Origin of the sequence: Pelagibius sp. 7325 (assembly GCF_037652055.1) — a bacterium.
Lineage (GTDB): Bacteria > Pseudomonadota > Alphaproteobacteria > Kiloniellales > Kiloniellaceae > Pelagibius.
The window spans coordinates 225,556-244,531 of sequence record NZ_JBBKAH010000012.1 but is presented as its reverse complement, the minus strand read 5'-3'; the positions used below and the strand labels follow the sequence as shown (position 1 = coordinate 244,531).

Annotated in this window: 18 protein-coding genes, 2 tRNA genes and 1 pseudogene; 8 read left to right on the top strand and 13 right to left on the bottom strand. The window is 68.9% G+C overall.

The features are described 5' to 3' along the window. The 3 genes and pseudogenes from WDC82_RS22710 to WDC82_RS22700 all read right to left on the bottom strand — a co-directional run. A pseudogene (locus WDC82_RS22710) lies at positions 1-185 on the bottom strand (DUF2497 domain-containing protein); the annotation flags it as partial. Positions 186-370: 185 nt separating this feature from the next. Then, on the bottom strand, positions 371-1,789 hold the full coding sequence (locus tag WDC82_RS22705) for a TolC family outer membrane protein (protein ID WP_340119702.1): 1,419 nt from the start codon (positions 1,787-1,789) through the stop codon (positions 371-373). Between the two features lie 174 nt (positions 1,790-1,963). Further along, positions 1,964-2,620: a protein-L-isoaspartate O-methyltransferase gene (locus WDC82_RS22700; protein ID WP_340119701.1), complete on the bottom strand. Its 657-nt coding sequence runs from the start codon at positions 2,618-2,620 to the stop codon at positions 1,964-1,966. A gap of 237 nt (positions 2,621-2,857) precedes the next feature. Between WDC82_RS22700 and WDC82_RS22695 the strand changes: the two genes are divergently transcribed. Further along, positions 2,858-2,931: transfer RNA gene (locus tag WDC82_RS22695), tRNA-Cys, on the top strand. A 35-nt stretch (positions 2,932-2,966) separates the two neighbouring features. On the opposite strand, the gene WDC82_RS22690 is transcribed toward WDC82_RS22695, so the two are convergent. Next, complete coding sequence (locus WDC82_RS22690) at positions 2,967-3,122, bottom strand: hypothetical protein (RefSeq protein WP_340119700.1); 156 nt, start codon at positions 3,120-3,122, stop codon at positions 2,967-2,969. A gap of 217 nt (positions 3,123-3,339) precedes the next feature. Here WDC82_RS22690 and WDC82_RS22685 point away from each other — a divergent pair, with 217 nt between their 5' ends. Continuing rightward, positions 3,340-3,519: a hypothetical protein gene (locus tag WDC82_RS22685; protein WP_340119699.1), complete on the top strand. Its 180-nt coding sequence runs from the start codon at positions 3,340-3,342 to the stop codon at positions 3,517-3,519. Between the two features lie 188 nt (positions 3,520-3,707). Beyond that, positions 3,708-3,783, top strand: a tRNA-Asn gene (locus WDC82_RS22680). Positions 3,784-3,868: 85 nt separating this feature from the next. On the opposite strand, the gene WDC82_RS22675 is transcribed toward WDC82_RS22680, so the two are convergent. Next, positions 3,869-5,404, bottom strand: coding sequence for a heme peroxidase family protein (locus WDC82_RS22675; protein ID WP_340119698.1), 1,536 nt, complete (start codon positions 5,402-5,404; stop codon positions 3,869-3,871). Between the two features lie 432 nt (positions 5,405-5,836). Here WDC82_RS22675 and WDC82_RS22670 point away from each other — a divergent pair, with 432 nt between their 5' ends. Next, the gene (locus tag WDC82_RS22670) at positions 5,837-6,289 is read left to right on the top strand and encodes a histone H1-like repetitive region-containing protein (RefSeq protein WP_340119697.1); all 453 of its coding nucleotides are present in this window, start codon (positions 5,837-5,839) and stop codon (positions 6,287-6,289) included. A gap of 176 nt (positions 6,290-6,465) precedes the next feature. Further along, positions 6,466-7,071, top strand: a complete 606-nt coding sequence (locus tag WDC82_RS22665) for a PAS domain-containing protein (protein WP_340119696.1) — start codon at positions 6,466-6,468, stop codon at positions 7,069-7,071. A 1-nt stretch (position 7,072) separates the two neighbouring features. Here the strand turns inward: WDC82_RS22665 and WDC82_RS22660 are convergent, their stop codons facing one another. From WDC82_RS22660 to WDC82_RS22645, 4 genes are read right to left on the bottom strand one after another with little or no spacing between them, the layout of a single operon-like run. Further along, a complete protein-coding gene (locus WDC82_RS22660) occupies positions 7,073-8,248 on the bottom strand; it encodes a hypothetical protein (RefSeq protein ID WP_340119695.1) in 1,176 nt (391 codons plus the stop codon). After that, entirely contained in the window at positions 8,249-9,337 is a 1,089-nt protein-coding gene (locus tag WDC82_RS22655) for a tryptophan 2,3-dioxygenase family protein (protein WP_340119694.1), read from the bottom strand. It abuts the gene before it with no gap. A gap of 59 nt (positions 9,338-9,396) precedes the next feature. Continuing rightward, a complete protein-coding gene (locus tag WDC82_RS22650) occupies positions 9,397-10,515 on the bottom strand; it encodes a hypothetical protein (protein WP_340119693.1) in 1,119 nt (372 codons plus the stop codon). Between the two features lie 10 nt (positions 10,516-10,525). Further along, a complete protein-coding gene (locus WDC82_RS22645) occupies positions 10,526-10,795 on the bottom strand; it encodes a MoaD/ThiS family protein (protein ID WP_340119692.1) in 270 nt (89 codons plus the stop codon). Positions 10,796-10,910: 115 nt separating this feature from the next. Between WDC82_RS22645 and WDC82_RS22640 the strand changes: the two genes are divergently transcribed. Then, the gene (locus tag WDC82_RS22640) at positions 10,911-11,750 is read left to right on the top strand and encodes an alpha/beta hydrolase (RefSeq protein ID WP_340119691.1); all 840 of its coding nucleotides are present in this window, start codon (positions 10,911-10,913) and stop codon (positions 11,748-11,750) included. Between the two features lie 197 nt (positions 11,751-11,947). On the opposite strand, the gene WDC82_RS22635 is transcribed toward WDC82_RS22640, so the two are convergent. From WDC82_RS22635 to WDC82_RS22620, 4 genes are all read right to left on the bottom strand, one after another. Further along, the gene (locus WDC82_RS22635; RefSeq protein WP_340119690.1) at positions 11,948-12,871 is read right to left on the bottom strand and encodes an ABC transporter permease; all 924 of its coding nucleotides are present in this window, start codon (positions 12,869-12,871) and stop codon (positions 11,948-11,950) included. A gap of 13 nt (positions 12,872-12,884) precedes the next feature. Continuing rightward, positions 12,885-13,955 carry an ABC transporter permease gene (locus tag WDC82_RS22630; protein WP_340119689.1) on the bottom strand — a complete coding sequence of 357 codons (1,071 nt, stop codon included), beginning with the start codon at positions 13,953-13,955 and terminating at the stop codon, positions 12,885-12,887. Beyond that, positions 13,948-15,474 carry an ABC transporter ATP-binding protein gene (locus WDC82_RS22625; RefSeq protein ID WP_340119688.1) on the bottom strand — a complete coding sequence of 509 codons (1,527 nt, stop codon included), beginning with the start codon at positions 15,472-15,474 and terminating at the stop codon, positions 13,948-13,950. Before WDC82_RS22625 ends, WDC82_RS22630 begins: the two co-directional genes overlap by 8 nt. Positions 15,475-15,561: 87 nt before the next feature. After that, positions 15,562-16,665, bottom strand: a complete 1,104-nt coding sequence (locus WDC82_RS22620; RefSeq protein ID WP_340119687.1) for a BMP family ABC transporter substrate-binding protein — start codon at positions 16,663-16,665, stop codon at positions 15,562-15,564. A 287-nt stretch (positions 16,666-16,952) separates the two neighbouring features. Here WDC82_RS22620 and WDC82_RS22615 point away from each other — a divergent pair, with 287 nt between their 5' ends. Next, complete coding sequence (locus WDC82_RS22615; RefSeq protein ID WP_340119686.1) at positions 16,953-17,930, top strand: LysR substrate-binding domain-containing protein; 978 nt, start codon at positions 16,953-16,955, stop codon at positions 17,928-17,930. Continuing rightward, entirely contained in the window at positions 17,927-18,970 is a 1,044-nt protein-coding gene (locus tag WDC82_RS22610; RefSeq protein WP_340119685.1) for a 2-oxoglutarate and iron-dependent oxygenase domain-containing protein, read from the top strand. The genes WDC82_RS22615 and WDC82_RS22610 overlap by 4 nt, the downstream gene beginning before the upstream one ends. The last annotated feature ends 6 nt before the right edge of the window (positions 18,971-18,976 follow it).

Below are 18,976 nucleotides of genomic sequence, written 5' to 3'. Positions count from 1 at the left end.
GGCGGTGCGGCTTCAGGCGCAGGCGCAGGCGCAGGCGCGGCGGCCGCGGGCTTTGGCGCAGGCGCGGGCGCTGCCGGCGCCGCGGCTGCCTTACCCTCCGGCTCGTCTTCGGAAATGATACGCCGGATGGAGGCAAGAATTTCCTCCATCGTCGGTTCGTTCTGCGCTTCCGGCTTGCTGCTCATGCCTCTCCGGCCACTGCGGCCCCAAAAAATCCAGGGTCAAACAAAGGGGTCCGATTCAGACGGACCGTCCCCTCGCCAAGCCCGCCACTCTGACGGTCTTGTAACACTGGATAGCCGGAAAGCGGAAATTTTCTGTTAACCAAACGGCGCGGCGGCAGAATTCGCGGCCAGACCGACTGCAGAACTCATTGGCCGCCGCCGACGCTCCCGAAGGCATCGACCTCGGTGCCCGGCGCGTCCAGGCCGAACCACTTCTCGCGCACCGCGCGATAATCCTGCTGCGGATCGTAGACCGCCGTGGCGAGCCGCAGATCGGCGGCGGTCATGCGCCCGATCGCGCTCAGCACCGAGAAGCTGGCCACGACCTCGTCGCGCTGGGCGGAAACCAGGCTCACCTGGGCGTCGAGCAGTTCCTGCTCGGCGTCCAGCACGTCGAGAACCGTACGTGCGCCCACGGCATTCTCCTGGCGTACACCTTCCAGGGCGATCTCGTTGGCGCGCACGCTCTCCTGCAGGGCGGCGATCTGCGCGCGGGCGGTCAGCAGCAGCTCCCAGGCGGAGATCGCGTCGTCGCGCGCCTGGCGAATCGCCTCGCGGACCAGCAGACGGCGCTGGCTGGCGACCTGCTTGGCCTCGCGCACGCGGCTCGACACCGAGCCCTGCTGGTAGAGCGGCACGCGCACGACGGCCAGAATCTCGGCCGAACTGCCCTCGCTGGTCCGCGAGGTGCGCTCGTGCTGATAGCCGACGGAGCCCTGCAGTTCGAGGCTGGGCAGCAGTTCGCCGGCGACCTCACGCACGCTGCGCAGTGCCGCCAGCTCGTCGAACGACGTCGCCAGCACCGAGGGATTGGCGGATTCCGCCAGGTCGACGATGGTCTGCTGATCTTCCGGCAGGCCGCCCGGCACCGGGGGCTGCTCCAGCTCGGCGGGGAAGATGCCGATCACGTTCTCGAAGGTGGCGCGGCTGGAGCTGAGGTTGCCCTGGGCGCCGATGCGATCCGCGGTGGCGCTGGACAGGCGGCTCTCCGACTGCGCCACGTCGGTGCGGGTCAGCTCGCCGACGTCGAAACGGTCCTGGGTCGCCTCCAGCTGGCGCCTCAGCACCTGCTCGTTATTGAGGTTGAGCTGCAGGACCGACTGGTCGCGCCAGACGTCGGCGTAGGCGGTAATGGCGTTCAGCAGGACGTCCTGCTCGGTGCTCGCAAGCCGCGCGCGCTGGGCCAGCACCTCGTTCTCCGCCCGCTCGGTACCCGCCACGGTGCTGCCACCGCGATACAGCGGCTGGGTCACGGTGAGGTCGGCGGAGGCCGGCGTGCGGCCCTCGTCCCCCCGGGTCGGCCGCACGTCGTCGTCGATCGCCTTGCCGGTCGAGCCGGTGGCCTCGACGGACGGACGCCAGCCCGACAGCGCCTGCGGCACCCGCTCGTTGGTCGCGCGCAGCTGCGCGCGCGCCGCGCTCAGTGTCGGATTCGTCTGATAGGTCTGGACCAGCGCCTCTTCGAGCGTCTGGGCCGTCGCCGACAGGCCGCCGGCCGTTCCCGCCAAAAGCACCAGCGAGGCCGCCAAGAGGTTCATCCGCCGTCCGGCTGTCATCGATCGCATGCCCACGATTTCCCCGTATGTATGAATGGCTGGCCCCATGTCCTATCTGATCGATGCGTGGGCCGAGTTCAACCCTGCGTGAAGTTCATTGCTGCCAAGTCGCTGGCAACACCAGCGGTACGGCCGCCGCCCGGCGGTCAAAAGACCCTGGGCGGCCAGAGCGCCCCTGGACGATCAGAACACGAAACCGGCTTCGCGCGCGAAGCCGGGCAGCAGCGGCGTCGCCGCATCGAACAGTGTCCGGCTGGAAAAGCTGTCGCCGGCGCGCTGGATCAGCGTGCCGCGGCCGATCCCCGTCTGGTCGACGACGACGGCGACCAGACGGCCGCGGTCGGCGAGCTGGCGCTTCACCGCTTCGGGCACCGCCGCGACCGCGCCCTGGAAGACGATGACGTTATAGGGCGCCTGCTTCTGGTAGCCGGCTTCCAGCGTGCCTTCGACCACGACCGCGTTGTCGACGTCGAGAGCGTTGAGCGTCCGATTCGCCGCGTCGATCAGCGCGCGCTCGCGCTCCAGGCCGACCACGGTCTCAGCCAGCCGGGCGAGCACCGCGGTGGAATAGCCGGTGGCGCAGCCGATATCGAGCGCCATGTCGCCCGCCTGCGGCAACGCCGCCTGCAGCAGGCGCGCCAGCACCATCGGCTCCATCAGGTAACGCCCGGGCGCGACCTCCAGGTCTTCGTCGATGTAGGCGATGCCACGCTGGGCCTCGCCGACGAAGGCTTCCCGGCGCACCGTCCCGAAGGCATCGACGATGCGCGGGTCCGTCACCTTGTTGGTGCGGATCTGGCTTTCCACCATGTTGAGGCGTGCTGCTGCGAAGTCCGTCATGTCGACAACTGTCCCGCGTTGCTGCGACCCGAAGGCCTGGCGGCCGCGGCGGAGCCGCAGGCCGTTGTTCCGGCCTCGGTTTATAAGCGCCTCCGCGCGCGAAAACAACGGACAGAACCGGGAACCCGCCCGGCCTCCTCCTCCCTGCCCGCATGCCGCCGCAAACCGCCGGGGACGGGCCCGCAGCCAGCTTGACCCAAGCGAAAGTGGGCAGTATAGCTTCGCCCCTTCCCCGAAGGCCCGGTGGGAGAGTGGTTATCCAGAGGACTGCAAATCCTTGCACGCCGGTTCGATTCCGGCCCGGGCCTCCACCCCGTTCCCGCGGAACGGGCCGCCGATCTGCCGCCTAGCGGGCCATCGCCAGCAGCAGGCTGTACCAGCCGTAGCCGACAGCAGCGAAGAAGAAGGTGAAAGTGCCGAGCGCGGCGACGCCGCTCGCCAGGCGCTCCCACAGCGACGGCTGAATGCGGTTGATGCCGTAACCCTGACCGAATGCCCCCATGTCCCTTCTCCCCTATCGTTGCGCGCCGCCCGGCGCTCGATGTGCTGGAGAAAGCCTAGTGCGGCGGCGGCGAAGGCGTCAAGAACAAAAAGCGAACATTGGCTTGTTCCTGCCATCCTACAGCAATCGTTAACCCCGGTGGCCCTAAGCTGAGGTTTGAGGCTTGGGGGCTTGCGGCGCTTTCGGGTCCCGCACCCCGAAACCGGAGATCGCGACCATGCGACAGGATATTCTCTCTTGCCTGCCCGAGCGGCTGCACCCCATCAGCCAGTCCTACCTGGAGCACTGGCTGTCCGGCGACGTCGCCACGGCCGAGTTCCTGCGCTGGTTCCACATGCCCAATTCCGCCTACCGGCCGCTGACCGACTGCGTCATGGCCCTGGTGGCCGGCGCCTGAGGCGGCCCGGAAAGAGGGGGTGGCCGGCGCCTGAGGCGGCCCGGAAAGAGGGGGTGGCCGGCGCCTGAGGGGGCCCGCGAAGGGGGCTGAATTTTTCGCTGCAAAAACTTTGCAGGCCCGAAGGGGGTTTGATATAACCTCGCTTCGCCGCGCCGGGGGCCACCCCGGTTGGCCGATCATATTCCTGATCCGCGGTAGCTCAGTTGGTAGAGCAGGCGGCTGTTAACCGCCTTGTCGCAGGTTCGAGTCCTGCCCGCGGAGCCAATACAAGAGAGAAAGGGCCGTCCCCCGGGGCGGCCCTTTCTTCATGTGGCGCTCTGTTCCTGCAGGGCCCTGTTTCCGCCAGCCCCTATTTCTGCAAACCGACATAGTCGATCATGTCGGCCAGCGAGCCGACCGGCTGGAAGCGCCCCGGCACCTTGATGCCGGCGCCGGTGACGCGCGCGTGATAGCGGTTGTTGATGAAGCTGTTCGGATCGTGCTTGAGGAAGCCGATCAGCGTCTCGGCGACGACGCGGCTGCCGACCGCGCCCAAGCTCTCGCCCGCCTTCTGCACTTTCGCCTCGCGCAGCACGTAGTACCACAGCGGCGTGCGGCGCTGGAAACGCCCAAGCTCGATGGCGTCCTGCACCGCCGGGGGCTCGCCGTCGAAGAGGTCGTTCTCCAGCAGCGGCACGATCCCCATGGCCCCCGCCACAGCCTGCCCGGTCGGCACGCTCAGCAGGTAGCCGCGGCAGAGGTTGCGCTGCGCCAGGTGGCGGATCATCGCCGCCGGGCCCGACGCGGACTCGAACGGCAGGTCGAAGAGTCCCTTGGAGATCAGCGGATCGATCTTGCGCGCCCGCTGCGGCGCCGTGGTGGCGGGGAATTCCAGGAAGTTGCCCCAATGAATCAGGTTGGCGGCCTTGAGGCGCCACTGCCCGCCGACTTCTTCCAGCAGATCGTCGGCGGGCGCGCGTTCATGCGACACGCCGAGGATGCTTTCGATGTTCACCGGCGCCCCGGTACCCAGCTTGTAGGACGGCCGGATCATCGAATGGCCGAAGCGGAAGCCGGCGACGGAGAATTCGATCGGCATGAACAGCTCCTCGCCGCCGGTGCCCGGACCGAAGAAATAGGGCCCGTTGCGCACCACTTCGTTAACTACCGCCGCATCGCAGACCCGCGGCAGGTAATCGTGGGCGACGATGTACTGGTAGGTCCAGCGCACGATCTGACGCGCCTTGGAGTACTTCTCCACCGCCGAAGGTGCGCCGCCCACCAGGTCGACGATCTTGTTGTGGAAGGCGGCGAAGGCGGCATGCAACTGGCTGACGTTGATGTTCTCGTCGTTGCGCCCATCGCCGATCAGCGCCGTTCGCCCATTGCGCGGCAGGTCGACAAGGCCGGCGCCGAGCTGCTGCAGGATCAGCTTGCCGGTTGCCGCATCGTAGAGCGCCGAAGCCTCCGTATCGGCGCCGGCGACCAGCGCGGGGCCGTCGCCGTAGAGACTGTCGAGATCGAGCTGCGGGCGCCGGCCGTTCTTCAGCCCGGCGGCTACGTCTTGCGGCGGCACCGGCAGAAACGGACGCGGCCTGCCATCGGCCTGGGAAATGCGGCTCAGCCCGTGCTCCCGGTCGGTGCGTGCGGTCACATCGTGATCGATAAACTGCCCGAGATAGGTGAAGGCTGCCGGGATCTGTGAATCGAGCGATGGGTCCGGCGGCGTCGAGGCTTCGCCCATGGCATCTCCCAGCGCGATCAGCGCGTCCATGGTGCGCTCGCCGACCGGCAGCAGGCATTCCTCCGAGGCCGCCGCATCGGGCAACATGTAGCCGAACGGCGTCGTGAACAGGACTTCCCCGACGTCCTCGACGCCGCCGGAATGCGTAACGTTCTTCAGCATGGAACCGATCTCCCAAGGTCAGTGGTTGCGTGATGGCCCATCCCGGCACTCCCTGGTCAGCGCGAGGATATCGAATGCCTGCCCGGACTCACTGCGGGCAGAAGGGTGCGCGTCCACTCAGAAAGCGCTGGGCATTGCCCCGAAGGAGTAGCTCTCCCGTCCCCGACGGACGCGGTTGCGCAACGCGGGTGCGACCACTCGGCAACAGCGCAGCCCCATCGGGCCCCGCCGGCGCTGTTGCCCCTTGTGAAGCGACTCCGTTTTGCATGAAGATGCGAAGTGGTTTCAGTCATGGACCCGAGTCCATGAGCTCGTGTTCGCTACAGGGGATGGAACCGCAGATCCGTGTGACGTAATCCGCCTCAACGCGCTCGTCGGAACCAGACAGACACCCAGTACCCGACAGACATTAGGAGCAATAGGGGGACCTGCATGGCAACCAAACGTACCGCCGCCAAGAAAGCGGCCCGCAAGAAGATCGCGGCGAAGAAGACCGCCACGAAGAAATCCGCGGCCAAGAAGAAGGTCGCGAAGAAGACCGCCAAGAAGAAGGTGGCCGTAAAGAAGACCGCCGCCAAGAAAGCCGGCGCCAAGAAGATCGCTGCGAAGAAGACCGCGACGAAGAAGGCCGCGGCCAAGAAGAAGGTGGCGAAGAAGGCCGCCAAGAAAAAGGCACCGGCGAAGAAGACCGCTGCCAAGAAGGTGGGCGCCAAGAAGATCGCCGCCGCCAAGCGGGCGAAACAGAAGGCCGCCGTGCGCAAGGAAATGCACAAGGTGGCCGCCGCCGAAACGGCACCGGAGCCGGCCCCCGCGCCAGCACCGATGCCCGGCGTGATGCCCGGGGCAATGCCCGGGACGATGCCCGGCAGCGGCAGCAGCGACTGACGCCGCCGCCGGACGAAACGCCTCTCAGCAGGTTGCCGGCATGCGACCGGCTCTCATTCGCCGCGCACCGGCAACCTGCCAGGTCTCATTAAAGAGCTTGCTGATAGGGCCCGGCTCGGGCAGCTTGCGGACTGAGTTGCCGGCCTTCGGTCGGTGTTGTCGAATACCAGCCGCAGGTGCGTGTCATATTCTCGACATCCGAACCGCTTTCGCCCCCCAACTATCCCCGCTGGCGCGAAATCGCCGAAGGTGCCCGCAGCTACCTCTCCAGCCGTGAAGCGCAGACTCTCCTGGACACCTGGCTTGCCGCCGGCAGCGGTGGCTGTCCGCCGGCGCGCGGCGACATACTGCCGGAAAGCATGGCGCGGATTCTCTCCGACATCTGGCTGATGAACTACGAGCCCCAGGGGGCGCGCCTGCGCTACCGCCTGGTCGGCGAGAACATCCGTGCCCGCTACGACTTTCCCCTGGTCGGCAAATGTATTGACGAGATCCTCGCACCGGAAGCCCGCGACAGGGTGCTCGGCTACTTCCGCGCCTGTGTCGAACAGCCGGCCGTCAGCATCGTCGCCGGCCGCCTTTATCACGAGTGGGAGCGCCCGGGCTACGGCGAACGCCTGCTGCTGCCGCTGATCGCCCGTGACGGCACGCCCGAGGGACTGGTCGGCATCACGATCTGCCGGCAGACCTTCCCAAGCCGGCCGGTCGCCGAGATCCGCGCCAAGCGCGTCACCTCCATCCTGCCGCTCGACGGCTCACCCGCCAGCGAAGACGCCAGCTGAACTACAAAGCCGCAAGACGGCGCAACAGCTCGGTCACGTCGGCGGCATCCTGGTAGAGCCCGAATCCCAGTCTGAGCCGCGCGCCGCGGAAGTCGGTGGCGATGCCGGCGCCTTTCAGGCGCGCGTGCGCCGCGCCGGCCGCCGCCTCGCTGCCGAGATCGAAGGTGAGGAAGTTGCCGCAGGGCTGCCGCGCCGGATCGATCAGCAGCCGCTCGGGCGGCAGCAACCCGGAAGCCGCGCTGCGCAAGCCCGCCAGGAAGAGATCCTGCAGGCCGCGTGCGTGGGCGTGGATCGCCGCCGTATCGAGCTTCAACGCGTCGAGCAGCCGCAGCACCGCCCGCATCCGGTAGAGCCCGACAGGATCGAAGGTCGCACCGAAAAAGCGCCTGCCATCCTCGGCATAGGCGGCACCGCCGGCCGGGGCCTGCGCCAGCGCGCCGAAAGCTGCGTACCATCCGGTGTCGCGCGGCCGCGCGCCGTAGCCCGGCGGGGCGTGCAGGAAGCACACCCCCTCGCCCGACATGGCGTACTTGTAGCCGCCAGCCATGTAGAACACACGCTCCGCCACGGCGCCGAGGTCGCTCGGCCGCGCGAGAAAGCCGTGATAGCCGTCCAGCACCACGAAGCCTTCCGCCGGCAGCGCCGCGACCAGCCCGGCGAGGTCGGTCAGCGTGAAGCCGGAGTTGAAGAATACCTGGCTGACGAAGATCAGGTCGTAGACGCCCTCGCCCGCCGCGGCGACGAAGCGTTCCTGGAAGTCCGCGAAGGGCTCGACCGCCACGCGCGTGACGGCGGCCAGCCCGTCCTCCTCCAGCCGCGCGATCTGCCGGGTGAAGCTGTGGAACTCGCCGTCGCTGGTGAGAATGCGCGGCGGCCGCGCCGCCGGCAGGCAGGACAGCAGGCGCTTCACGAACTCATGAGTGTTGGGCGCGAAGGCGAGGCTTGCCGGATCTGGCAGGCCGAGATGGCGCGCGATGCCGCGCTGCACCGCCGGCATGACCTCGCCCAGGACGACGTCCCACTTGCCGCCGGTCAGGCGCGCGGCGTCTTCCCAGCACTGCATCTGCGCCTCGAAGGTGACGTCGGGCCAGTAGTGGTGGCTGTGCGCGGCGAAGTGCAGGCGCTCCGGCGCCGCCGCATGGAAGCGGCTGAAGTGCTGTTTGTAGCTAGTGCTCATTTATCGTTTGCCGTGTAGCGGTAGCCCATGGCGCGGCGCAGGCAGCGGCGGCAGGGCCGAACGCGGGATGAGGAAGGTGGAAAGCGCGAATAGGTCGGCGAAGACGCGGTAGCGCCGCGCCGCCTCCGCCAGGTAGTCGTGACCCGAGGAACCACCGGTGCCGAGCTTCATGCCGATCATGCGCTGGGCCATCAGGGCATGGCGATAGCGCCAAGCCGCCATGGTCTCGTCGATGTCCATCAGCACGCTCAAGAGCCGGAACGGCAGCTGCAACACCGGCTCGTCGCGGTAGAGGGTGATGAACAGCGCCGCCTGCAGCGCGCGCCAGGAGAGGCGCCAGGCGCCCTGCCCCTCCAGCTCGTCGTAGCGCTGCTCGTCGTAGATCGCCTCGAAGCGCTCGCTGGCGGCCTCCAGGCCGGCGAGACCCGCGCGCTTCTCCTCGGCGGAGATCTGCGGATTGCCCTGCAGCGTCGCCACCTCGCCCATCAGCATGTCGGTGACGGCGGCGCGGTAGCTCTCCTGGAACTTGTAGCCGCCCGCCTCGACGAAGGGCGTGCGCTCCAGCCAGGCCTCGATGCGGTCGTGCAGGCTGGGGCGCTTCTCGCGTGCCTGCAGCGCCGCCCGGTCGGCCTCGCTGAGCCGCGCGTCGAAGGGCTTGGCCTCGAAGCCGACACGGTCCGCGCGCCTGAGGCCCAGCCCGGTTTCGATGAGGCGGAACTGCAGCGACTGGAAGCCGGAGGAAGGGAACAGCAGGTCGCGGAACTCCAGGAAGTCCAGCGGCGTCATGGTCTCCAGCACGTCGAGCTGGCCGATCAGCAGCTTCACGATGCGCTCGATGCGCTCCAGCCCGGCGACCGCGCGGCCGATATCGCGGTCGTCGAGCCCCGCTTCCGCGAAGATCGTGTCGATGCGCGCCAGCTCGTGCAGGATCTGCTTGAACCACAGCTCGTAGGCCTGGTGCACGACGATGAACAGCATCTCGTCGTGCGCCGGCGTGCCGCGCCGCGCACTCTCCGGCGTCTGCGCGCCGAGCAGACGGTCGAGCTGCAGGTAGTCGGCGTAGTAGAGCGGCGCTTTCTTATCGCTCACGACTCGGGGATCCTCCGGCAACGCCAGGAGACCCAGCGAACCGCAAAAACCCTTCGCGATCAAGCGAGGCGGGAGGCGACCCCGAAAGCGACCCCAAACGCGACCTGGGCGATCGGCGGCAGGTGGGCCGAGACCAGCGACCACGTCTTGCCCCCGTCGCGGCCGATCCACAGCGCGCCGGTGGTCGAGCCCATGGCGAGGGCCTGGCCTTCGGCGTCGACGTCGAGGGCATGGCGGTAGACCAGGTCGTAGGCGCCCTCCTGCGGCAGGCCCTGCCCCAGGGATTCGAAGCTGGCGCCGCCGTCGCGCGTGCGGGTGACGACGAAGCGCCCGTCCACCGGCACGCGGCACTCGTCCTTCACCGCCGGCACGAACCAGGCCGTCCGGGGGTCCTGCGGGTGCACCGCGACGGCGAAGCCGAAGGCCGACGGCCTGACGTCGGTGATCTGCACGAAGTGCCGGCCGCCGTCGTCGGAGCGGAAGATGCCGCAGTGATGCTGGCACCACACGGTGTCGGGCGCATCGGCGCAGACCGCGAGGCGGTGCGGGTCCTGGATCGTCGGATCGTCCTGGCGGTCCGGCGGCATGTAGGTCGCGGCCAGCCCCTTGCCGCCCACGGTCCAGCTCTCGCCGCCGTCCTCGCTGCGCCACACGCCGCCGCAGGAGATGCCGATGACCATGCGGGCGCTGTCGCGCGGGTCGATGCAGATCGAGTGAATGCCCGGGTCGTCGTAGCCGCCGCCGAACCATTCCGGGCGCGAGGGCTGCTGCCACAGATTCTCCACCAGATGCCAGGTCTCGCCGCGGTCGTCGGAGCGGAACAGCGCGCCGGGGATGGTGCCCGCCCAGAGACGGCCCGGCTGGTCGGCACCGCCCGCCGCGAGCGTCCAGATCAGCGACACGCTCGGCGCCTTCTCGCTTTCGCCGTTCGCGGCCATGCCGACGGGAAAGGCCGGCGCCGGCAGCTCGGTCCAGCTGGCGCCGCCATCCTCCGAGCGGTGCAGCTTCACGCCGAAGTGGCCGAGGTTGAGCGCCGCATAGAGGCAGCCGTCGCGCGGGTCCTGCAGGAGAGCGCTGACCGGATCGCCGAGAAAGCCGAGCGCGCGCGGCAGAGCCGTGCCGTCCCCATCCACCACAAAGAGACCCTTGCGGGTCGCCACGAAGAGATCCTGCGCCATGATGTCCGCCCTACCCGCCTGAAAGTGCCTGGAACACGAAGACTTCGTCATCGGGCCGCACCGCATCGCCGAGGCCGCCGCGGTCGGCAATCATCTGAGAGTTCACGAAGACGTTCACGTGGCGCCTGAGGCGGCCCTGATCGTCGACGATGTAGGAACGCAACAGCGGCTTCTGCGCGAAGACCGCCTCCAGCACTTCACCGACGCTCGTCCCGCCGACCTCGAGCGACGGCACGTCGAGGTGGCGCTGCAGGTTGGCGGTGAAGGTCACGTGCGGCATGGCGCAGCAGCCTGCCTCCGCCCCGGGGCGAATTCAACGGACAACCAACTGACAACGGGCCCCCGACGGGTTAAACAGGGGTGCTGCAGCTGCGAAAGCCGGAGGTGATGACGCCATGAAACAGCTTCGACTGCTGGCCGCGAGCCTGCTGCTGATCCTGCTCGCCGGTGCCTGCGCCGCGGCCGGATCGAGCGCCAGCCCGGACTTGGCCGATCTCGCCTACGGCCCGCATGAGCACCAGGCGATCGACGTCTATCTCCCTGAGAGGCCCGAAACGGCGCCCGTCATCTTCATGGTGCACGGCGGCGGCTGGGTGCGCGGCGACAAGCGCAATACCCGGGTGGTGGACAACAAGGTCGCGCGCTGGCTGCCGCAGGGCTACATCTTCGTCTCGGTGAACAACCGCCTGCTGCCGGACGCCGATCCGGTGGCGCAGGCCGAGGACGTCGGCCGCGCCCTCGCCTTCGTCCAGGAGCAAGCCCCATCCTGGGGCGGCGATCCGGACCGCTTCATCCTCATGGGGCATTCCGCCGGCGCCCATCTGGTCGGCCTGCTGGCCGCCGATCCCGCCATCGCGACGGACCAGGGCGCCCGACCGTGGTTGGGCACCGTGCCGCTGGACAGTGCCGCCTTCGACGTCGCCGCGATCATGACGCAGCCGCACCTGCGGCTCTACGACCGTGCCTTCGGCGAAGACCCGGCGTTCTGGCGCGACGCCTCGCCGACCCAGCGATTGACCGGGGCGCCGGCGCCGATGCTGCTGGTCTGCTCCACCCGGCGGGTGCTGCCCTGCGACCAGGCCCGCGATTTCGCCGAGAAGGCAAAGGGCTTGGGCGGCGACGTGGAGGTGCTGGCGGTCGACATGTCGCACGGCGAGATCAACAAGGAGCTCGGCGTGCCGGGCGCCTACACCGAGAAGGTCGAGGCCTTCCTCTCCCGCCTCACCCGCCCCTGAGGGTAAAGCCGGTCCCGCAGGCTGCTGAGAAAGGCCTGACGGCCTGACTGACCTCGTGCTTCGAGACGCCTGCTGCGCAGGCTCCTCAGCATGAGGTCAATCTTTTCATACTCCACCCTCATCCTGAGGAGCCGCCGCAAGGCGGCGTCTCGAAGGATGGGCCACAGGCCGAGCGCCTTTTTCCGCAACGCGCCCGCTCAGTGCTTGTCCTGGCGCAGATACACCCTGCCCAGGCGTTCCGGCTCTGCACTGCCGGCGCGGCCGACCAGCGAGGCGCCAACCAGCACCGCGAGGGTGAGGAGGTAGGGCAGCATCATCATCAGGTAGGTCGGCACATCGGCGCCGATCGCCTGCAGGCGCGGCACCAGCGCGTCGGCGCCGCCGAAGATCACCGCGCCCAGCAGGGCGCGGCGCGGCTCCCAGCGCGCAAAGATGACCAGCGCGACGGCGATCCAGCCGCGTCCCGCCACCATGCCCTCGACCCAGACGTGGCTGGCCGCGACGGAGAGATAGGCGCCGGCGAGGCCGCAGAGCGCACCGCAGGCCAGCACGGCGGCGAGCTGCACGGCCTGCACATCGACGCCGGCGACGTCGGCGGTCGCCGGGTCCTCGCCCACCGCGCGCAGCCGCAGGCCGAGGCGGCTGCGGGTGAGCCCCCACCACAGCGCCATCACCAGCAGCAGCGCGCCGCAGACCACCGGATTGAGATGCGCCAGCAAGCGCTCCGCCGTCCCGGCCGCCCCGGCCGCGGTGCCGAAGCCGGCGATGCCGTCGAAGGTCTGCTGCACGAAGGGCCGCCCGATGGCGCCGGTGACTCCGAGGCCGATGGCGACCACGGCGAGGCCGGCCAGCGTCTGGTCGGCGCGGAACACCACCACCGCCAGACCGAAGACCAGCGACAAGGCCATCGCGGCGCCGATGCCGGCGGCCAGACCGACCCAGGGGTCGGCGCCCAGCAGCACCGTCGCGGCGCCGGTCATGGCACCGACCGCCATCAGCCCCTCAGGCCCGAGATTGAGCACCCCGGCGCGCTCGCAGAGAATGAGCCCGAGGCTGGCCAGCAGCAGCGGCGTCGCGTAGCTCGGCAGGATGGCGAGCCAGCCGATCAGGAAGCCGCTCATCGGCGCGCCGCCTTCATGGTGCCGTCTTCCAGGTCGGCCGCGTCAGGCGATAGGCGCTGAAGAAGTGGGAGATGAGGACCGTCATCAGCACGGTACCCTGGATCAGCACCACGACCGCCTCCGACACCGAGTAGAACACCTTCAGCACTCCGCCGGCGGTGAACACCCCGCCCACGACGAAGGCGATGAGCATGGCTGCCAGCGGGCTCGAGCGGGCGAGGAAGGCGATAACGATGCCGCTGAACAGGTAGCCGACGCCGACCGACTGGTTCAGGCGATGCTCGGTACCGGCCAGGATCACCGCGCCGGCCAGGCCGCAAAGGCCACCGGCGCCGAGCACCAGCAGGGCGATGCTGCGGTACACCGGCATGCCGGCGGCCCGCGCCGCGGTGCGGTTGAGGCCGATGGCCTTGGCATAGAAGCCGAGCCGCGTGCGGTCGAGCAGCAGCCAGACCAGCAGTCCCGCCGCCAGAGCGACCCACAGACCGGCGTGGAGTTGGCCCCAGCCCAGCGGCGCGAAGCGCTCGGCCGGATCGAAGGCCGCAGAGATCGGAAAGCCGGTGGCCGGGTCGCGCCAGACGCCGAACAACAGGTGCTGCACCAGCAGAAAGGCGACACTGCCGAGCAGCAGGGTCGAGATCACCTCGCTGACGCCCCAGCGCAGCTTCAGCAGCAGCGGCAGCGCCATCCAGGCCGCGCCGGCAAGAAAGGCGGCCAGCAGCATCAGCGGCAGCCGGGTCGCCTCCGGCCCGACATCGCCGAGCGCGATCCAGGCGGCGGCGATGGCACCGAGCCACAGCTGCCCCTCGATGCCGATGTTCCAGAACTGCAGCCGCATGGTGATGACGGTGGCGACGCCGACCAGGATCAGCGGGATCGCCGCCGTGGTGGTCTGCGCGATCCCGTCGGCGGTGAAGAAAGCCTCAACCACCAGCTCGTTCACGATGGCCTGCGGCGGCACCCCGGCCCAGACCAGCAGCAGCACCGAGAGCGCCAGGCCGGCGGCGAGACCGCCGGCATAGCAGAGCGCGTTGCGGGCGAACCCGGGTTCCTGGCGGCGCACCAGGATGGCGCTGTCAAGCATGGCCGATCATCCGCTCACCGATCCACGCGGGCGTCGCCTCGGCGACCGGCACCGTCCCGGCGATGCGGCCGCGGTTCATCACCGCGACCCGGTGCGACAGGGCCATCACCTCCTCCAGGTCCTCGCTGATGAGGAGGCAGGCAGCGCCCTGCTCCACCGCCTGCTTGATGAGGGCATGCACGCTCTGTGCCGCCTTCACGTCCAGCCCGCGCGCCGGCGAATGGGCGACCAGCACCTTCAAGCCATCGTCGAGCTCACGCGCCAGCAGGACCTTCTGGGCGTTGCCGCCGGAGAGCAGTCCCGTGGTGCGCCCCGGCGCGGCACCATGGATGGCGAAGCGTTCGATGGCGCCCAGTGCCGCGTCCCGCATGCGCCGGCGGTTCAGCAGCAAGGCGCTGCCGTAGCGGCCCTCGCGCACGCCGGTGAGGGCCAGGTTCTCGGCGATGCTCATGTCGCGCACCAGCCCGGCGTCGAAGCGGTCGGAGGGCACCACGCGCAGGCCGCGGCGGCGGCGCTCGCGGATCGACTGCGGTGCCAGGTCGTCGCCTGACAGGGTGATGCGGCCGCCGGCCGGCGGCAGCAGGCCGGCCAGGCAGTCGACCAGTTCCTGCTGGCCATTGCCGCCGACACCGGCGATGCCCAGCACCTCCGAAGCGCAGAGGCTCAGCGACAGGCCGTCGACCGGCACCGTGCCGTCGTCCCGGCGCACCACCAGATCCTCGACCGTGAAGCACACCGCGCCGGGCCGCGACAGCGGCCGCTCGACCCGCGTCAGCGGGTCGCCGACCGCGTGGCGGGCGACCTCGGCGATGCTGATCTCCGCCGTCGGCTTGCCCGCCAGCACGGTGCGCCCCTGGCGCATGACGGTGACGCGGTCGCTGTGCGCGGCGACCTCGCGCAGCTTGTGGGTGATCAGCACCACCGCGTGGCCCTGGCCGGCCAGGCGCCGGGTAAAGCTGAACAGCGCCTCGGCCTCGCCGTCCGTCAGCACGGCGGTCGGCTCGTCCAGGATGACGATGCGCGCGCCGAGCAGCAGCACCTTCAGGATCTCGACGCGCTGGCGCTCGGCGATGGAGAGCGTGGCGATCACGGCGTCCGGCCGGATGCTGAGGCCGACCTCGCGTGATTTCTCGGCGGCCAGCGCCGCGGCCTCGCGCAGCGAGCGCGCGGCCCCCTGGCTGCCGAGGGCGAGCAGGATGTTCTCCGCCACGGTGAAGCGGTTCACCAGGCGATAGTGCTGATGCACCATGCCGAGGCCGGCGGCGATGGCATCGCCCGGCCCACGCAAGGGGACGCTGCGCCCGTCGACCGACTGCGCCCCGCCGTCGGCGGCGTAGACCCCGGTGGCCACGTTCATCAGTGTCGACTTGCCGGCGCCATTCTCGCCGACCAGGGCGTGGACCTCGCCCCAGGCGAGCGAGAAGTCGGCCCCCGACAGGGCCGGCTTGCCGTCGAAGGCCTTGTCGATACCGCGCAGCGCCAAGGCCGGCGGCCGGCCGTGTTCTGACGCAGGCATCATAAGGCGGAAGGCCCGTTCATCGCGAAAGCCGCAGGCAGGATGCGCCGGCGGGCGGGCGGCGGTCAAACGCCACCCGCCCGTGCGCGGTCATTGCGGCTTCGGCATGGTGCCGATGGCACCCTCGACGAAGTAGTCCATGTTCCACAGCGCTTCGTCATCGACCTTGGCGCCGGCAGCCACCACTTCGGTGCCGTCCTGCCTCTTGAGGGGGCCCTGGAAGGGGTCGAGCGTGCCGGCGACGATGGCTTCGCGCGCGGCCTGGATCTTCGCCTTGGTTTCCTCGGTCACGTCGGGGCCGAAGGGCGCGAGGTCGACGACGCCGCTCTCCATGCCGACGAAGGCGCCCCACTCCTGCGGCTGCCAGGTCCCGTCGACGATGCTCTTCACCGTCGGCACCAGATAGCGGTCCCAGCGGAACACCACGGACGTGAGAATGCCCTTGGGCGCCGCCTTCGACATGTCGAGCTGATAGCCGATGGTGTTGGCGCCGCGCTTCTCGGCGGCGTTGAGCGCCGAGGCCGCACTGAGGTCGGTCGCGATCACGTCGGCGCCCTGGTCGAGGATGGCCTCGGACACCTGGCCCTCCTTCACCGGGTCCCACCACGAGTTGGTGAATACCGCCACCGTCTGGATGTCCGGATCGACCGAGCGGGCGCCCTGGATGAAGCTGTTGATGTCCCAGTTCACCACGCCGACCGGAAAGCCGGCCAGCATGCCGATCTTCTTCGTCTCGGTGGCCCCCGCCGCGGCGATGCCGGCCAGGTACCAGCCCTGATAGGTGCGCGCGTAGAAGCTCTCCAGGTTCGGGCCGTTGGTGATGCCGGAGGCGTTGAGGAAGGCGACGTTGGGATAGGCCTTGGCCGCCTCCTCGATCGGCGCGCTGTAGCCGTAGGTCGTGCCGACGATGATGTTGAAGCCGCGCTTCACGTAGAGATCGATGGCCGCGCGCAGCTTGGTCGCCTCTTCCGGAATGTTTTCAGCCACCGCGACCGGCAGCTTCAATTCCTCCTCGATGGCCTTGCGGCCGACGTCGAGCGCCTCGTTCCAGCCGCCGTCCTGCACCGCGCTGGCGTAGATGAAGGCCACCTTGGGCGGCCCGCTGAGTTCGAAAGCCGCGGCCGGCACGGCGGTGGCAGCCGCCGCGAGCAGCGCCGCGGCCGATAGAATGCTCCTGAACCCGGTAAAGCTCATCCCTAGTCCCCTTCTGTCTGGTTCCGCCCTCGGCGCGGCGGCCGGGTGCGACGGTCGTATCCCTCGCGATGGGCGCTGCCCGCGCCTCTTCCCGCGCGCCGCGCAGCGGACCGGTCGGCAAGTCGCTGAAGGGTGTGAAAACACCGCACGAGCTGTCCCCGGAACGCCGGCGCCGCGGCGCATCAAATCGTTGTGCAGGGCATTAGAGCCCCATATCATTGTCCACGCAATTGAAATCAAAACTGCTTATAATGGGATGTTCGTCCACAAATATGGACGGTTGAATCATGCACCTCGATGCCCTCGACTGCTTCGTGAAGATTGCCGAAGTCGGCTCCCTGTCGGCCGCGTCCAAGCTGCACGGCCTGCCGAAGTCGACGCTGAGCCTGAAGCTGCGCCAGCTGGAAGCCGAGCTCGACATCGTCCTCTTCGCCCGCAAGGGACGCAGCCTGGCGCTGTCCGACGCCGGCGCCGAGCTGCTGAAGCACGCGCGGGCGATCCTTTCCTCCTGCGAGACCGCCGAGGCCGCCGTCGCGGAGATGCGCGACGAGGTCGCTGGCACCCTGCGCATCGGGGCGACGGGTGAGTTCGGCACCGCCTTCAACGCCCAGATGCTCTACGCCTTTCGCCAGAAATATCCGCGCGTGAAGCTGGACCTGGTGTTCTTCTCGCCCAGCGTCCTCTTCACCCCCGACCGCCTGCAGAGCTTCGATGCCATCGTCTCCTGGGACGATCCCGGCCAGGACGGCTACCCCGGCGAGACGCTGAGCTCCGCCTCCTTCGCCCTCTTCGCCAGCCGCGACTACCTGGCGCGCGCCGGCACCCCCGACTCCCCCGACGCCCTGACGGAACACCGCGGCGTGCTCTATCGCGCTCCCCTGGGCCTGCAGAGCTGGCGGCTGCAGCACGGCGGCGCGGCGGTCGACGTGCTGCCGCGCAGCGACTTTGCCGCCAACGACTACTGGACCATCAAGTATTTCGCCGTCGCCGGCGAAGGCATCGCCTACCTGCCGAAGTTCTTCACCGCCATTGAATGCGAGCGCGGCCACCTGGTGCCCGTCCTGCCGGGCTGGGCGTCCGAGGAGAAATGGATCCACATCCGCTTTCCCCGCTCGCACGCCGTCTCCAGGAAGGCCTCCGCCTTCCTGGAATTCTGCAAGGCCTACTTCCTGCCGGGCTTCGAGTTCGCCGGCCCGCGCTACTACGTCGAAACCGTGCTCACGCCCGAGGGCGGCACGCCACCCAATGAGGAGACCGCGCCATGAAGAGCCTGGAGACCGGCAACGGCGTTCGCATGCTGAAAAACACGGGGCTCGACTGCCGCCAGGCGACACTGGAGGAAATTCCGATCATCGACCTGGCGCCGATGTTCTCCGGCGACGCCGCCGCCAAGCGGACCCTTGCCGCCGCGCTGCGCCAGGCCTGCGTCGGCTCCGGCTTTCTCTACATCAAGAACCATCACGTGCCGCAGGACGTGATCGACGCCACCTTCGCCGCGGCGCATGGCTACTTCGGCCTCGACGACGCCGCCAAGATGCGCAACCACGTCTCGCTGTCGCGCAACAATCGCGGCTATGCGGCTCTCCTTGAAGAGAACACCGATCCCACCGCGCGCGGCGACCTGCACGAGTCCTTCGACATCGCCCTGGAGGTCCCCGCCGACGATCCGGATGTCGTGGCCGGCAAGGTGCTCTACGGGCCGAACCAGTGGCCGGCGGGCGAGCCGGCGTTCCGCGCCGCGCTGGAGCGCTATCACGCCGAAATGTGCCGTCTCGGCGGCCATCTGCTGCACGCTTTCGCCCTCGCCCTGGATTTGCCGGAGACCTACTTCGATGCCCTGGTGACCAAACCGCTCGCGACTCTCAGGGTGCTGCATTACCCGCCGCAGTTCGGCGAGGTCGACGACCGCCAGATCGGCATCGGCGCGCATTCCGACTACGAATGCTTCACCATCCTGGCGCAGGACGAGGTGCCGGCGCTGCAGGTGCTGAACACCGCGGGGGAATGGGTCGCGGCGAACCCCATTCCGGGGTGCTTCGTGGTCAACATCGGCGACCAGATGGCGCGCTGGACCAACGATCTCTTCGCCTCGACGGTCCACCGCGCGGTCAACCGGTCGGGCCGCGAGCGCTATTCGATCCCGTTCTTCTTCGGACCCAATTACGACACCCTGGTCGAAGCGCTGCCCAGCTGCGTGACCGCCGAGCGGCCAGCGAAGTACCCGGCGATCACCTCCGGTGACTACATCAACGGCCGCTTCGCCGAGACCTTCGCCCACTACCGCGCCGCGCAGGAACAGGATTGAGGCCGG

What these genes read in the sequence shown, in the direction of transcription:
- WDC82_RS22705 (WP_340119702.1), bottom strand. Translation starts at nt 1,789, where the DNA reads ATGCGATCGATGACAGCCGGACGGCGGATGAACCTCTTGGCGGCCTCG.
- WDC82_RS22700 (WP_340119701.1), bottom strand. Translation starts at nt 2,620, where the DNA reads ATGACGGACTTCGCAGCAGCACGCCTCAACATGGTGGAAAGCCAGATC.
- WDC82_RS22690 (WP_340119700.1), bottom strand. Translation starts at nt 3,122, where the DNA reads ATGGGGGCATTCGGTCAGGGTTACGGCATCAACCGCATTCAGCCGTCG.
- WDC82_RS22685 (WP_340119699.1), top strand. Translation starts at nt 3,340, where the DNA reads ATGCGACAGGATATTCTCTCTTGCCTGCCCGAGCGGCTGCACCCCATC.
- WDC82_RS22675 (WP_340119698.1), bottom strand. Translation starts at nt 5,404, where the DNA reads ATGCTGAAGAACGTTACGCATTCCGGCGGCGTCGAGGACGTCGGGGAA.
- WDC82_RS22670 (WP_340119697.1), top strand. Translation starts at nt 5,837, where the DNA reads ATGGCAACCAAACGTACCGCCGCCAAGAAAGCGGCCCGCAAGAAGATC.
- WDC82_RS22660 (WP_340119695.1), bottom strand. Translation starts at nt 8,248, where the DNA reads ATGAGCACTAGCTACAAACAGCACTTCAGCCGCTTCCATGCGGCGGCG.
- WDC82_RS22650 (WP_340119693.1), bottom strand. Translation starts at nt 10,515, where the DNA reads ATGGCGCAGGATCTCTTCGTGGCGACCCGCAAGGGTCTCTTTGTGGTG.
- WDC82_RS22645 (WP_340119692.1), bottom strand. Translation starts at nt 10,795, where the DNA reads ATGCCGCACGTGACCTTCACCGCCAACCTGCAGCGCCACCTCGACGTG.
- WDC82_RS22640 (WP_340119691.1), top strand. Translation starts at nt 10,911, where the DNA reads ATGAAACAGCTTCGACTGCTGGCCGCGAGCCTGCTGCTGATCCTGCTC.
- WDC82_RS22635 (WP_340119690.1), bottom strand. Translation starts at nt 12,871, where the DNA reads ATGAGCGGCTTCCTGATCGGCTGGCTCGCCATCCTGCCGAGCTACGCG.
- WDC82_RS22630 (WP_340119689.1), bottom strand. Translation starts at nt 13,955, where the DNA reads ATGCTTGACAGCGCCATCCTGGTGCGCCGCCAGGAACCCGGGTTCGCC.
- WDC82_RS22625 (WP_340119688.1), bottom strand. Translation starts at nt 15,474, where the DNA reads ATGATGCCTGCGTCAGAACACGGCCGGCCGCCGGCCTTGGCGCTGCGC.
- WDC82_RS22620 (WP_340119687.1), bottom strand. Translation starts at nt 16,665, where the DNA reads ATGAGCTTTACCGGGTTCAGGAGCATTCTATCGGCCGCGGCGCTGCTC.
- WDC82_RS22615 (WP_340119686.1), top strand. Translation starts at nt 16,953, where the DNA reads ATGCACCTCGATGCCCTCGACTGCTTCGTGAAGATTGCCGAAGTCGGC.
- WDC82_RS22610 (WP_340119685.1), top strand. Translation starts at nt 17,927, where the DNA reads ATGAAGAGCCTGGAGACCGGCAACGGCGTTCGCATGCTGAAAAACACG.